The following is a 12,346-nucleotide window of genomic DNA, read 5'->3' on the forward strand; positions in this document are numbered from 1 at the left end:
AACGGGTAGAATCAGATGGTTGCGCACACGCCCTTACCCGGAGAAGGTATCCCCAACTGGTTAATGTTAGTTGCTAGAGGTAACTAGCAGGTTCAGATTTCGCCAGAGTTCAAAATGACTTCCAGCAAAGTTCCGGCCCTGGCCGCGCGAATCGAGCGCTTTCCCATCGCCGGCAGTTTCACCATCAGCCGGGGCGCCAAGACCGAGGCCGTGACCGTCGTGGCCGAAGTGAGCCGGAACGGCCTCACCGGTCGCGGCGAATGCGTGCCCTATCCCCGCTATGGCGAGACGCCCGAGGCAACCCTTGCCGCCATCCAGGCCATGCAGGAGGCCGTCGCGGGCGGCCTCTCGCGAGAGGCCCTGCAAGCCGCCATGCCGCCCGGAGCGGCCCGCAACGCGCTGGATTGCGCCCTGATCGACCTCGAGGCCAAGGCGACCGGCCTGCGGGCCTGGAACCTGCTGGACCGCCCGGTGCCGGGCGAGCGCACCACCGCCTTCACGATTTCGTTGGGCACCCCCGGGGCCATGGCGGTGGCGACCGCCAGGGCCGCGCACCGGCCATTACTCAAGATCAAGCTCGGCGGCGACGGCGATCCGGAGCGGATCGCGGCGGTTCGCAAGGCCGCCCCCGAATCCGAGTTGATCGTGGATGCCAACGAGGCCTGGACCGAGGCCAATCTGGAGCAGAATCTCGCCGCCTGCGACGCCGTCGGCGTCACCTTGGTCGAGCAGCCGCTGCCGGCCGGGAAGGATGACGCGCTGGCGCGGATCAAACGGCCGCTCGCGGTCTGCGCCGACGAGAGCGTGCATGACCGCCCTTCGCTCGCGCCGCTCCGCGAGCGCTACGACGCCGTGAACATCAAGCTCGACAAGACCGGCGGCCTCACCGAGGCGCTGGCGATGGCCGATGCGGCGCAGGCGCTCGGCTTCGAGATCATGATCGGCTGCATGGTCGCGACATCGCTGTCGATGGCCCCCGCAATGCTGGTGACGCCGCAGGCGCGCTTCGTCGATCTCGACGGCCCGCTGCTGCTCGCGCGCGACCGCGATCACGGCCTGCGCTATGACGACAGCCTGGTCTATCCGCCGGAGTCCTCGCTCTGGGGATGAGCCTTGAGTCGATGCCGCGCCGACCAGATCACCAGCGCGCCGGCCGCGGCCATCGCGGCCATGACGTAGTACAAGCTGTCGCCGATGCGGGCGTAGATCGCACCTGACGCGATCGATGTCGCTGCACCCAGCAACCCGTTGCAGGCGGCATAATAGCCCTGCCCCCGCGCGATCTGATGCGATGGCACGCGCTGCACCAGCAGGTTCATGGTGCCGACGATGGTCATGCCGAAGGTGAGGCCGTGGCCCAGCTGCACGATCACGAGCAGCGCGAGCGGCGGCTCCTGCGCGGTGACGATCCAGCGCACCACGGCGCTCGCGCCGCCGATCGCGATCAGCGTGGACGGATGCAGCGAAAACCGCGGCGACAGCGCGAAGACGATGATCTCGGCGATCACGCCCAGCGTCCAGAGGCCTGCGATCGTCAGCCCGCCGAAGCCGTGGAGCTGCCAGTTGATGGCCGAGAACGTGTAATAGGCGACGTGGCTGCCCTGGATCAGCGCGGCCGAGGCGATGACGGCCCAGAAGCCGCCATCGCGCAGCAAGGCCTTGCCGGCATGCGTCTCCGTCGTCCTTCGCCTGACATCGTCGAGCGGCTGCAGCAGCAGGCTGGCGGCGACCGCAACGACGGCCCACGCGACGATGATCCAGATCAGATCGCGCGCCGCGATGTGGTCGACGAGAAAGCCGCAGGCGAGCGAGCCCGCGGCGAAGGCCGCCGAGCCCCACAGCCGCAACGGTCCGTAATCGAGCCCGTAGCGGGCGACGCCGCGCAACGCATAGGCATCGGTCAGCGGGGTCGTCGGCGTCCACATCATGCAGGTCAGCGCATAGATCAGGAACAGCGCCAGCGGCTGCTGCTGCAATCCGACCGCCGTGAACCCGATCGCGGTTGCCAGCACCGACACCATCATGCCGGCGCGAATGGCATGTCGCCTTTCGGCAAGGGCGGTGATCTGCGGCAGCGTGGTGAAGCGCGTGATCGCCGGCAGCGCGTTGATGAGGCCGATCCAGCTTGCGTCGATGCCGATCGCCTTCAGCCAGAGCGGAAAGAACGGCAGATGCGTGCCCGACACCGCGAAGACCGCCGAATAGAACAGCGCCAGACTCACGGCGAATCGCCGCTTCACGGCGGCTTGCGTGGGGATTTGTGATTCGCCTGCCATCAAACCAATTGCGATTCGGTCGATATCGTGGTGATCGTTACAGTAACGCGTAGTGATTTGCGCGACGAGATTGTCATGGCCAACGAAGCATTCGCCCTCTCGCCTATGTCTGCCCGTGCGGCCGAGCCGAACGAGCAGGATTACGACGCGATCCGCGAAGCCTTCATGGAGACCGCGCGCGGCCGCTGGTTCCTCGGCGAATATGCCAAGCGCAACCGCAATGCGGATACCCGCATGGTGCTCGATGCGGTCGCGAAAATCGAAGAAACCCTTGCGGCACAGCGACTACCGGTCGTCGAGGATCGCCTGCCCGAGGCGCTGGTCGAGATCCGCCGCGCCATCCGCGAAGCCGAGACCATCGCGATCGCCGCCTTCGATCCTGCGGCGATCGAGGCCAGCCTCGCGCCGATTCCGCGCGGCGTGCGCATCATCAAGGAGATCTCCTGGCGCTGGCGCGAGATCGGCGCCGACGGGCGAATCTGCGATCTCATTGATTCGCAGCTCGCCTCCATCGAGGCGGCTTGCGGACAGCTATCGACCATCGACCCCCGCGTCGAGCTCAAGGCTGCATTCGATCTGCTCAGGGATCGGGTCGAGCAGCTTGATGGCGACGGCGACACAGCGCCGCAAGCGGCGGTGCATCCCGCCCCTGCGCCGGTGCATGAAGCGCCCGTCGCAGAGGCCGCGATGGCCACCGAAGCACCCGTGGATTTTACGGAGGCGCCGCCGGACATCGCAGCGACTCCCGCGCCTGAAGCAGCGGTCGAGGCCAGCACCGCCGAAGCACGCGCCGTTGGCGAGGAGGCATTGGACGTTGCCACCGAGCCGGAGCTCATCGCCGGCAATCACGTCGGACCCGAAGAGGAGGTCGCAGAGGCCGCCGCCTTCACCGAGGTGACTGACGGGGTCTCGCTCGACGCCGCCGCGGAAGCCGAGGACGAAGCCATACTCGATGCCATCGCGCTGGAAATGGCCGCACCCGATCCGGAGTTCGACGAGATCACCGAACCGATCGAGCTGGAAGCGGCCATTCCGGAGCCGATGGCCGCGGAGGTCGCAGCCACGATTGCCGCAGAGCTTCCGGAGCCGGTCGCAGCCGAGCCGGCCGCCCTCGCAGTCGTGGAGGAGCCCGCCGAAGACGCGCCGATCGCGATGGACTCGCTCGCGCGCCTCACCGACGCCATTGCGGAGGCCGCCGCCGAAGTGATGGAGCAGCCGGCCCCGGCCATGGCGGCCGCCGCGACATTCGGCGCAGCCCCGACCGCGACGCTTCCGATGCCCTCGCCCTTGTCCGCGTCCTTGCCCGAGCCCTCGCTCGGCGTCACCATCCTCGCCAGCGGCATCCTGCAAAAGCCCCGCGCGGCGGCCAACGACCCCATGGCGCCAATCCGCCGCATGACCCAGGCCGAGAAGATCGCGTTCTTCTCGTAAGGGGCGCGCGCTCTCCACATCGTCATTGCGAGCGCAGCGAAGCAATCCAGAGTCTTTCCGCGGAGAGATTCTGGATTGCTTCGCTGCGCTCGCAATGACGGAACAAGGTGAATCACCGCACCCTCTCTCGTGTCCCGGACAAGCTGCAACGCGTAGGCAGTTGCGGCGCAGAGCCGGGACCCAGGCTGTTGCACGGGTGCTCTCGCAAACCTAGCCGCGCTACGCGAAGGGGGCCTGCCCGGTCGATGCGTCGACGCCGCCGTCGACTGGCAGATTCACCCCATTCACGAAGCTGGCGTCGTCGCTTGCGAGAAATGCGATGACGCTCGCGACTTCCTCGGACCGGGCTCCGCGCCCCAGGGGGATACGTTCCACCAGCTTCGCGAACAATTCCGGATATTGCTCCATGATCGGCGTCGTCAGGTCGGTGAGGGTCAATGATGGGCACACCGCATTGATGCGCACGCCTCTCGGGCCAAAGTCGAGCGCCAGGCTGCGTGTGAGATTGCTGACGGCCCCCTTCGTGGCGTTGTAGAAGCTCAAGCCCCGATCGCCGCCGAGCCCGCTGAGAGACGACACGTTGACGATCGAGCCGCCGCTTTCGATCAGGTGCGGAAGCGCGGCGCGCGTCATGTAGAGGACACCGTCGACATTGACCGCGAAGAGATCTCGCCACAGCTGGACCGGCGAGCTCAGGAAATCGATCAGTGCACCCGTCCCGGCATTGTTGACGAGGATGTCGATCCTGCCGAATTGCCGGACCACGTCGGCGACCAGGCGCTCGACGTCTGCGGCGATCGAGACGTCGCCGGGCCAGATCATGCAGTGATCGGTGCCGAGTTCGGCAGCGACTTCAGCCAGCTTGACCTCCCGGCGCCCGTTCAGCACGACAATGGCGCCTTCGCCGTGAAAGCGCCTTGCGGCTGCGGCGCCGATGCCGCTGCCGGCGCCCGTGACGATGACGACTTTATCCTTGAACCGATCATTCATGCCAATAACTCCATCCGAACCCGCAAGGTCCGGACAAGAGCTAGGACTCCGGAAAGACAGCTTGGTTTCAGCCGAACCGGATTCGGTTACGATTGAAATCTGTCGCGCGAAGCGTTCCGCGAGGCGATGCGAGGCCGATCACCCGCAGTTCCAGACCGCGCCGATCGGGGTCCGCGTCCAGCACGGCCCGAAGCTGCCGCCATTGTAGCGGCCGCCGCCGAAGCCGGGCCGGCCGAAATAGCGCCATTCGCCATCCCAGCCGTAATATTGGGGCACCGGGTCGATGTACCAATGGCGGCGGTCGCTGCGCGACATGCGCCGCATCGCCTCCTTCTGCTTGTAGAGCGGAATGCTGTTGCTCAGCGGCTGGCGATAGCCCGGCAGGAAGCCGTAACCATGCCAAGCCTGCTTGGGGCGTTTTTGAGATGACGCAGCAGACGCGATGGCGGGCAACAGCGACAGGACGACAGCAATGGATAGACACATAAGGCGCGACATGGATCGACCATAGACAGTCGCTTGCCCGAAGGCCATTCAAATCCGAGTGCGAGACTTTTCGCCGCTTCGACTCATTGGCTTCTCCCGATAAGCTCGCATAGCGCAGCATGAGGGCTGCGCGTGAAACTTGCATATTCCGGAGTGAGCGGATGTCTGAAACCGCGCGCGTCGGCGCTTTCGCCATCGTTCCGAGCAACGACCTTGCCGCTGCGATTCCGTTCTGGGAACGCCTCGGCTTTGCGCGCGCGGGCGGTGACGCCGACTACGTGATCATGACCGGTTGGGGCTGCGAGGTGCATCTCACACGAGCCGGCAATGGCCCGTGGCGCGTGCCCGAGCACAATCCCTTCGGCGTCTTCATTCGCACGCCCGACGTCGAGGCCATCGCCGCGCGCGTGGACGATCTGGTCATCCGCCCCGGTGGCCTGCTGCGTCACCGCGAATGGGGGATGTATGAGGTGGGCATCAACGGACCTGACGGTCTTCTCGTCAGGATCGGCTGGCCGTCAGAGCTGACGCATCGCCCTAGCTGATCATGCCCTTCCGGATCAGGAAGCATCCATACCCCCTGCTGTCGCCGACCTGCACGACACCAAACCCCGTCGCCGCCGCGCGATAGAATTCCGGACGCGAGAGCTTGCCGGGACTGACGGCGCGGCCAACCGCGCGCCCGATTTCCGCCAGCACCGCGCGCTGCACGTCGGGGACGCGATCGGGATCGTCGACCGGCGCCATCACGCGCACCGGATCGGGATCGGTTCCAAGCGTGATTCAGATCACGCAGCTTACCATGGTGACTGCGATCACGGACCACGGGCTCGAACGCGACCAGGCTTCCTCGCAACCAATCTCGCATCGAGATGAGTGCCAGAGGAGCACGCCATGTTCCGCCTAAAGCCTTTCCTGATGACGGCTAGCCTCGTGGGAAGCCTGTTCGGCTTCGCCAGCGGCCCTGCTTCCGCGCAGGTCGCCCCGGTCCAGCCTGCCCCGATCGCGCTGCAAGGCCCGGAGCAGCGCGTGGCGCTGGTGATCGGCAATTCCAACTACAAGAACGCGCCGCAGCTCCAAAACCCCGACAATGATGAGGAGTCGATGGCGCAGTTTCTGAACTCCGCCGGCTTCGAGGTGGTCGCCGCGACCGACCTGACCCAGAACGACATGCTCCGCGTCGTCCAGGACTTTTCCGCCAAGGTTTCCGCGCGGGGTCCGAACACTGTCGCCATGGTCTACTACGCCGGTCACGGCGTGCAGCTCGCCGGCGAGAACTATCTCGTCCCCGTCGATGCCAAGGTTTCGAACCCCACCGAGCTCGTGAGCAACTCGGTGCGCCTGGTCGACGTGATGTCGACGCTGGAGACGATCCCGAGCCGCATGCGCATCGTCATCCTCGATGCCTGCCGCAACAATCCGTTCCCTGATGTCAACGACGCCGGCCGCGGCTTGGCCATCGTCGATGCGCCGAACGGCTCGATCGTCGGCTACTCGACCGCGCCGGGTGCGGAAGCACAGGACGGCACCAACGGCCACAGCCCCTATACCCAGGCCTTCCTCAACGTCGCGCGCGAACCCAACGTGCCGATCGAGCAGCTGTTCAAGCGCGTGCGCCTCGAAGTGAACCAGACCACCAGCGGCGCGCAGATCCCGTGGGAAAGCTCGTCGCTGACCTCGGACTTCACCTTCTTCGGCGACACCGCTGTCGCCGCCAACCGCGCGCCGGTGAATGCGCCTGTCGTGCAGGTGGCCTCCAACCTGCCGAGCCGCTCGACGCGCCAGGCCTATGACTACGTCGTGTCCGAGGGACGGCAGGAGTACTATCAGGAGTTCATCCAGATGTACCCGCACGACCCGCTGTGCGACCACATCCGCTGGCTGCTCAACAACCTGCTGATCACACAGGCCTGGCACAAGGCGGTGCTCGCGAACTCCCCGCTCGGCTACAAGAGCTTCTATGACAGCTACGGCAACAGCCCCTATGCGCAAGTCGCGCTGAAGCTCCAGGTGCAGCCAAAGCTGATCCCCCTGATGCAGGCGACCAAGTTCCTGGCGCCGCAGAACATTGCTCCGACGTTCAAGGTCAGCAATCTCGGCCAGCCCAAGTACATGCCGCTGATGCAGCAGGGCAATGGCGGTGCGCAAGTGAACGGCAACCTGCCGGTCGTGCAGAAGCCGGTGGACAGTAACGTCATCGGCAAGCTCGGCAGTGGCGGTCAGGGCGTCAACTTGCCCTCGGGCAACAACCAGCCGAACGGCACGCCGTCGCAGACCCCGGGCAAGATCGTCACCCTGCCTGCGCCGACCAACACGACCAACACCAATGGCGGCACCGGCAAGATCGTGACGCTGCCCGCGACCAACAATACGCAGAATGGCGGCAGCAACAATAACGGCACGACCAAAGGCACGCCTGGCAAGATCGTCAGCATGCCGGTGAATGTCGGCAAGGGTGGCACGACCGTCGATACGAAGCCGGTCGTTCAGACGCAGAACAACCCGATCCGCGTCAACACCGGCGTGAAGCTCAACAACAACCCGGTGAACAAGGTGCAGGTCCAGAACAACCAGCAGAACAACCGCCCGCAATTCAATGCGACCAACCGTGTGGTCAACAACGGCGGCAACAACTTCCGGCAGTCGATGAACCAGGCGCCCTCCATGGGCGGCGGCAACAATCACCGCGGCTTCATGCGCTGATCGCCACAAGCGAAACGACAAAGGGGCAGAGCGGCGACGCTCTGCCCCTTCCTCATGTTAGAAGGTCCGAAACCTAAGCAACCAGCTCGGCAAACAGATCCGCATCGACATTGCCGCCGGAGAGGACGATGACGACGTTCTTCCCGGCGACGTCGAGACGTCCTGCCAGCAGTGCGGCAAGACCGACAGCACCGCCCGGCTCGACCACGAGCTTCAGCTCGCGATAGGCAAAGGCCACGGCCGCACCGACTTCCTTGTCGGATGCCGTCACGCCGCGCGCCAAGAGCTTGCTGTTGATCGCAAAGGTCATCTCGCCGGGGATCAGGGCCATCAGCGCATCGCAGATGGTGCGGCCCGCAGGCCCATGCGGCTCGCGGTGGCCGGCGGTCAGCGAAATGCCGTGATCGTCGAACGCCTCGGGCTCGGCCACCACGATCTCGGCGAGCGGATAGCGCGCCTTCACTGCCGTGGCGACACCCGCGATCAGGCCGCCGCCGGAGGCCGGCGCCACCACGATGTCGGGGCTGAGGCCGAGCGCAGCCATGTCCTCCGCGATCTCACGACCTGCGGTGCCCTGCCCCGCGATCACGAACGGATCGTCATAGGGCCTGACCAGCGTCGCGCCGCGCTTCTCGGCGATGCCGCGCGAGATCGCCTCGCGGTCGTCGCGGTCGCGATCGTACAGCACGACCTCGGCGCCGTAGGATTTGGTGCGCTCGCGCTTCGACAGCGGCGCATCCGCGGGCATCACGATGGTCGCGTGCATGTCGAGGATCTTGGCAGCCGCCGCCACGCCCTGGGCGTGGTTGCCGGACGAGAACGCGACGACACCGCCGGCGCGCTTGTCCTGCGGGATCGAGGCGACCTTGTTGAAAGCGCCGCGGAACTTGAAGGAGCCGGTGCGCTGGAGCATCTCCGGCTTCAGGAAGACCTTTGCGCCGACGCGCTCGTTGAGCACGGGAAAGGACAACAGCGGGGTGCGGATGGCGAAGGGCGCGATCACGCGTGCTGCTGCATCGATATCGGCAGGGCCGATCGGGAGGAGCTGTTCGGTCATGCCTAACGTTATCGCGCCGGACGAGGCGCGGGGCAAGACACCTGCGCGCGATGAACCTTGGTTTTCAGGCTACGAAACTAACCTGCTCCGCCCCATTCCTGCCTGGAAGCACCGCGCCAACCGCCTTGATGCTGTCCACAAATGCCCTCGCCGAGGCCTCCCAGGTGTAATTGGCGGCGAATTCGACGCAGTCCTGCCGGGACACGTCGAGCGCCGCGAAGCAGGCGTTGCGCAGATCGTGATCGAGGGCGCCGACCGGTGCATCGCCGATCACGTCGCGGGGGCCCTTCACCGGGAAGGCCGCAACCGGCAGGCCGCTGGCTAGCGCTTCCAGCAGGACCAGGCCGAACGTGTCGGTCTTGCTGGGGAACACGAACACGTCGGCAGCAGCATAGATTGCCGCCAGCGCCTCGCCGTGCTTCTCGCCCAGGAAGATCGCATCCGGATAGGCTTCTTCCAGCGCGACCCGCGCCGGGCCGTCGCCGACGATCACCTTGGTGCCGGGCAGATCGAGATCGAGAAACGCCTCGAGGTTCTTCTCCACCGCGATCCGGCCGACCGAGAGAAACACCGGCGCCGGCAGGCAGAGGTCGATCCCACGGGGGTGGAACAGGCTGGTGTCGACGCCGCGCGGCCACAGCACGACGTTGTCGAAGCCGCGTTCGCCAAGCTCGCGGGCGAGCGCCGGCGTTGCCGCCATCACGGCGCGGCTGGGCGCGTGAAATCGGCGCAGCGCCCGCCAGATCAGGGATTCCGGAACCGGCACGCGGGCGCGGACATATTCGGGAAAGCGGGTGTGGAAGCTGCTCGTGAACGGCAGCTTGCGCTGGCGGCAATAGCGGCGGACCATCAGTCCGATCGGCCCCTCCGTCGCGATGTGGATGCTGTCGGGGCGCGCCTCTTCGATCAGCTTCGCGATCCGCGCCGGGCGCGGCATGGCGAGCCGCACATCGCGGTAGCTCGGCATCGCAAAGGTGCGGAACGATTGCGGCGTCAGGAACGTGAACTCGACGCCGAGCCCCTCGGCGGCGTCTGCGAGCTTGGTCAGCGTCCGAACCACACCATTGACTTGCGGGTGCCAGGCGTCGGTCGCGACCAGGATGCGCATCAAGCGGCCCTTGCTGCGACCTGCGGGACCTGTGCCGGCTTCCGCGCCTGATCCGCCCAGGTGATGATCTCGAAATGACCATCGTCATGCTCGACCAGCGCCGTGCAGCTCTCGACCCAGTCGCCGCAATTCATGTAGCGGATGCCGCCCTCGTCGCGGATCACGGCATAGTGGATGTGGCCGCAGATCACGCCGTCGGCGTCGTGACGCCGCGCCTCGGCGGCGAGCGCCTGCTCGAACGCGCCGATATAGTTGACGGCGTTCTTGACCTTCTGCTTGGCCCATTGCGACAGCGACCAATACGGCACCTTGAACATGCGCCGGAAGAAGTTGACGAAGCGATTCATCTGGATCGCGAAGTCATAGGCCTTGTCGCCGAGATGGGCGAGCCAGCGCGCGTTCTGCACCACGAGGTCGAAGATGTCGCCGTGGATGACGAGATAGCGCTTGCCGTCCACGCCGGTGTGGACGGTGTTCTCGACCACGTCGATGCCGCCGAAATGCGTGCCGTAATAGTTGCGCAGGAACTCGTCGTGATTGCCGGGAATGTAGATGACCTTGGCGCCCTTGCGCGCCTTGCGCAGCAGCTTCTGGACCAGGTCGTTATGCGATTGCGGCCAGTGCCAGCTCGATTTCAGCGCCCAGCCGTCGACGATGTCTCCGACGAGATAGATCGTGTCGGCATCGTGGTATCGCAGGAAGTCGAGCAGCAGGTCGGCTTGAGAACCGCGGGCTCCGAGATGAACGTCGGAGATGAACAACGTGCGAAAGCGCCTTTCAGGGCTCTCGTCACTCACATCGTAACTTCCCATGCGACAGCCTGTAACAATATCCCGTGACAGGGGGATGACCAATGAACCTTTGAGGCACCCTCGGATACGAATCAAACCTCGCCTCGCCCGTCCCGCGAATATCAGTCGCATGCGACAATCAGGCGACATGACGCCGCAACGGCCTCCGCAAGACCCCGGAACCGATGGCTGATCAGGTTAACGGCAGCGGTCCCGCGCGCCGCTGGCGGCCCGGATCAGTAAAATTTGTGGAAATGATGGACCGGCCCGTGGCCGTGACCGACGCTGAAGCGGTCGGCGGCCGCGATCGCTGCGCTGATCCAGGCCTTGGCGTTCCGCACGGCGCGCTCGAGATCCTCGCCCCTGGCAAGCCCCGCCGCGACGGCCGAGGACAGCGAGCACCCCGTGCCGTGGGTGTTGCGGGTGGCGACGCGCGGCGCCGCAAGCGCGATCGTGTTCTCGGCCTCGACGAGATAGTCGATGCTTTCGGCGCCCTCGCCGTGCCCGCCCTTGATCAGGACCGCGCGGCAGCCCAGCGCCAGCAGCCGGCGCCCCTGGCTCTCGATCTCGGCCTCGCGTGTCGCGACGGGCTCGTCGAGCAGAGCCGCGGCCTCGGGCAGATTAGGCGTGATCACCGACGCCAGCGGCATCAGCTTCTTGCGCAGGGCTTCCACCGCCTCCGCGGCGAGCAGGCGATCGCCGGAGGTTGCGACCATCACGGGATCGAGCACGATATGCCCTGGCTTCCAGCGCGACAGCGCGCCCGCGATCGCATCGATGCTGGCGGCCTGCGCCACCATGCCGATCTTCACCGCGCCGACCTCGAGATCGGAAAACACGGCATCGATCTGCGCGGTGACGAATTCGGCGGGCACCGCGTGGATGCCGGTGACGCCTTTTGTGTTCTGCGCCGTCAGCGCCGTGATGGCGGAGGCGCCATAGACGCCGAGCGCGGCAAAGGTCTTCAGGTCAGCCTGGATGCCGGCGCCACCGCTCGAATCGGAGCCGGCGATGGTGAGCGCCACGGGCGTCGTCATGGGGCGATTTTCCGCGTTCTTGAGGCCATCGCCCGTCCTAGCGCGCATGCCCGGTGGCCCGCAAGTTCGCTTGCTAAATCCGGCCGGTTTTGGCCTATTAGCCGCCAGATATGCCTTCGGAGTGACTGCAATGGTTCCTTTTTTCGTCCAGATCAAATGCAAGCTCGGCCAGTCCTACACGGTCGCCAACGCGCTTGCCGAAGCCGAGATCGCCTCCGAGATCTACTCCACGGCCGGCCATTACGATTTGCTGGTGAAGTTCTACGTCGATAAGGACACCGACATCGGCCACTTCATCAACGAGAAGGTGCAGGTGCTGCCGGGCATCCAGGACACCCTGACCATCATCACTTTCAAGGCGTTTGGCGCGAGCTAGGGTGTGCACTCACAGAGGGCCGGATGGGAAGTACGCTTCCGAGACAGCGCAGCGGACCAATTGTGCTCAAAGTGAGTTCTTCGGATTTTAA

The 12,346-nt window shown here is 65.6% G+C and carries 13 protein-coding genes; 5 read left to right on the forward strand and 8 right to left on the reverse strand.

What is annotated here, in order from left to right; all coding sequences use genetic code 11:
- Positions 1–114 precede the first annotated feature (114 nt).
- Positions 115–1,110 carry an N-acetyl-D-Glu racemase DgcA gene (gene dgcA, locus J4G43_RS35210; protein WP_208087737.1) on the forward strand — a complete coding sequence of 332 codons (996 nt, stop codon included), beginning with the start codon at positions 115–117 and terminating at the stop codon, positions 1,108–1,110.
- On the opposite strand, the gene J4G43_RS35215 is transcribed toward dgcA, so the two are convergent.
- Positions 1,080–2,276 (reverse strand): MFS transporter, encoded by a 1,197-nt coding sequence (locus J4G43_RS35215; RefSeq protein WP_208087738.1) that lies wholly within the window; start codon positions 2,274–2,276, stop codon positions 1,080–1,082. The two genes, dgcA and J4G43_RS35215, sit on opposite strands and share 31 nt — an antisense overlap.
- Before the next feature lie 75 nt (positions 2,277–2,351).
- Between J4G43_RS35215 and J4G43_RS35220 the strand changes: the two genes are divergently transcribed.
- Positions 2,352–3,707 (forward strand): hypothetical protein, encoded by a 1,356-nt coding sequence (locus J4G43_RS35220; RefSeq protein WP_208087739.1) that lies wholly within the window; start codon positions 2,352–2,354, stop codon positions 3,705–3,707.
- Positions 3,708–3,926: 219 nt separating this feature from the next.
- Here the strand turns inward: J4G43_RS35220 and J4G43_RS35225 are convergent, their stop codons facing one another.
- Both J4G43_RS35225 and J4G43_RS35230 read right to left on the reverse strand, forming a co-directional pair.
- Positions 3,927–4,697 (reverse strand): meso-2,3-butanediol dehydrogenase, encoded by a 771-nt coding sequence (locus J4G43_RS35225; protein ID WP_208087740.1) that lies wholly within the window; start codon positions 4,695–4,697, stop codon positions 3,927–3,929.
- Positions 4,698–4,835: 138 nt separating this feature from the next.
- Complete coding sequence (locus tag J4G43_RS35230; RefSeq protein ID WP_071912117.1) at positions 4,836–5,195, reverse strand: hypothetical protein; 360 nt, start codon at positions 5,193–5,195, stop codon at positions 4,836–4,838.
- A gap of 149 nt (positions 5,196–5,344) precedes the next feature.
- Between J4G43_RS35230 and J4G43_RS35235 the strand changes: the two genes are divergently transcribed.
- Positions 5,345–5,728, forward strand: coding sequence for a VOC family protein (locus J4G43_RS35235; protein ID WP_208087741.1), 384 nt, complete (start codon positions 5,345–5,347; stop codon positions 5,726–5,728).
- Here the strand turns inward: J4G43_RS35235 and J4G43_RS35240 are convergent.
- A complete protein-coding gene (locus tag J4G43_RS35240) occupies positions 5,721–5,930 on the reverse strand; it encodes an RbsD/FucU domain-containing protein (RefSeq protein WP_225005296.1) in 210 nt (69 codons plus the stop codon). The genes J4G43_RS35235 and J4G43_RS35240 overlap by 8 nt on opposite strands.
- A 147-nt stretch (positions 5,931–6,077) precedes the next feature.
- Here J4G43_RS35240 and J4G43_RS35245 point away from each other — a divergent pair, with 147 nt between their 5' ends.
- Positions 6,078–7,886, forward strand: a complete 1,809-nt coding sequence (locus J4G43_RS35245; RefSeq protein ID WP_208087742.1) for a caspase family protein — start codon at positions 6,078–6,080, stop codon at positions 7,884–7,886.
- Between the two features lie 73 nt (positions 7,887–7,959).
- Here J4G43_RS35245 and J4G43_RS35250 read toward each other — a convergent pair whose 3' ends face one another.
- The 4 genes from J4G43_RS35250 to thiD form a co-directional block, all read right to left on the reverse strand.
- A complete protein-coding gene (locus J4G43_RS35250) occupies positions 7,960–8,943 on the reverse strand; it encodes a threonine/serine dehydratase family protein (RefSeq protein WP_028153337.1) in 984 nt (327 codons plus the stop codon).
- Between the two features lie 64 nt (positions 8,944–9,007).
- Positions 9,008–10,051: a glycosyltransferase family 4 protein gene (locus J4G43_RS35255; protein WP_208087743.1), complete on the reverse strand. Its 1,044-nt coding sequence runs from the start codon at positions 10,049–10,051 to the stop codon at positions 9,008–9,010.
- Positions 10,051–10,863, reverse strand: coding sequence for a UDP-2,3-diacylglucosamine diphosphatase (locus tag J4G43_RS35260; protein ID WP_028153339.1), 813 nt, complete (start codon positions 10,861–10,863; stop codon positions 10,051–10,053). Before J4G43_RS35260 ends, J4G43_RS35255 begins: the two co-directional genes overlap by 1 nt.
- Positions 10,864–11,078: 215 nt before the next feature.
- Positions 11,079–11,879 (reverse strand): bifunctional hydroxymethylpyrimidine kinase/phosphomethylpyrimidine kinase, encoded by an 801-nt coding sequence (gene thiD / locus J4G43_RS35265; protein ID WP_208087744.1) that lies wholly within the window; start codon positions 11,877–11,879, stop codon positions 11,079–11,081.
- A 130-nt stretch (positions 11,880–12,009) separates the two neighbouring features.
- On the opposite strand from thiD, the gene J4G43_RS35270 reads away from it, so the two are divergent.
- Entirely contained in the window at positions 12,010–12,255 is a 246-nt protein-coding gene (locus tag J4G43_RS35270) for an Lrp/AsnC ligand binding domain-containing protein (RefSeq protein ID WP_014493934.1), read from the forward strand.
- Positions 12,256–12,346: the final 91 nt, after the last annotated feature.

It is taken from the genome of Bradyrhizobium barranii subsp. barranii (assembly GCF_017565645.3).
Classification (GTDB): Bacteria; Pseudomonadota; Alphaproteobacteria; order Rhizobiales; family Xanthobacteraceae; genus Bradyrhizobium; species Bradyrhizobium barranii.

Excerpts from the sequence above, each read along its gene's own strand:
- dgcA (WP_208087737.1), top strand. The coding sequence starts at position 115 with ATGACTTCCAGCAAAGTTCCGGCCCTGGCCGCGCGAATCGAGCGCTTT.
- J4G43_RS35215 (WP_208087738.1), bottom strand. The coding sequence starts at position 2,276 with ATGGCAGGCGAATCACAAATCCCCACGCAAGCCGCCGTGAAGCGGCGA.
- J4G43_RS35220 (WP_208087739.1), top strand. The coding sequence starts at position 2,352 with ATGGCCAACGAAGCATTCGCCCTCTCGCCTATGTCTGCCCGTGCGGCC.
- J4G43_RS35225 (WP_208087740.1), bottom strand. The coding sequence starts at position 4,697 with ATGAATGATCGGTTCAAGGATAAAGTCGTCATCGTCACGGGCGCCGGC.
- J4G43_RS35230 (WP_071912117.1), bottom strand. The coding sequence starts at position 5,195 with ATGTCGCGCCTTATGTGTCTATCCATTGCTGTCGTCCTGTCGCTGTTG.
- J4G43_RS35235 (WP_208087741.1), top strand. The coding sequence starts at position 5,345 with ATGTCTGAAACCGCGCGCGTCGGCGCTTTCGCCATCGTTCCGAGCAAC.
- J4G43_RS35240 (WP_225005296.1), bottom strand. The coding sequence starts at position 5,930 with ATGGCGCCGGTCGACGATCCCGATCGCGTCCCCGACGTGCAGCGCGCG.
- J4G43_RS35245 (WP_208087742.1), top strand. The coding sequence starts at position 6,078 with ATGTTCCGCCTAAAGCCTTTCCTGATGACGGCTAGCCTCGTGGGAAGC.
- J4G43_RS35250 (WP_028153337.1), bottom strand. The coding sequence starts at position 8,943 with ATGACCGAACAGCTCCTCCCGATCGGCCCTGCCGATATCGATGCAGCA.
- J4G43_RS35255 (WP_208087743.1), bottom strand. The coding sequence starts at position 10,051 with ATGCGCATCCTGGTCGCGACCGACGCCTGGCACCCGCAAGTCAATGGT.
- J4G43_RS35260 (WP_028153339.1), bottom strand. The coding sequence starts at position 10,863 with ATGGGAAGTTACGATGTGAGTGACGAGAGCCCTGAAAGGCGCTTTCGC.
- thiD (WP_208087744.1), bottom strand. The coding sequence starts at position 11,879 with ATGACGACGCCCGTGGCGCTCACCATCGCCGGCTCCGATTCGAGCGGT.
- J4G43_RS35270 (WP_014493934.1), top strand. The coding sequence starts at position 12,010 with ATGGTTCCTTTTTTCGTCCAGATCAAATGCAAGCTCGGCCAGTCCTAC.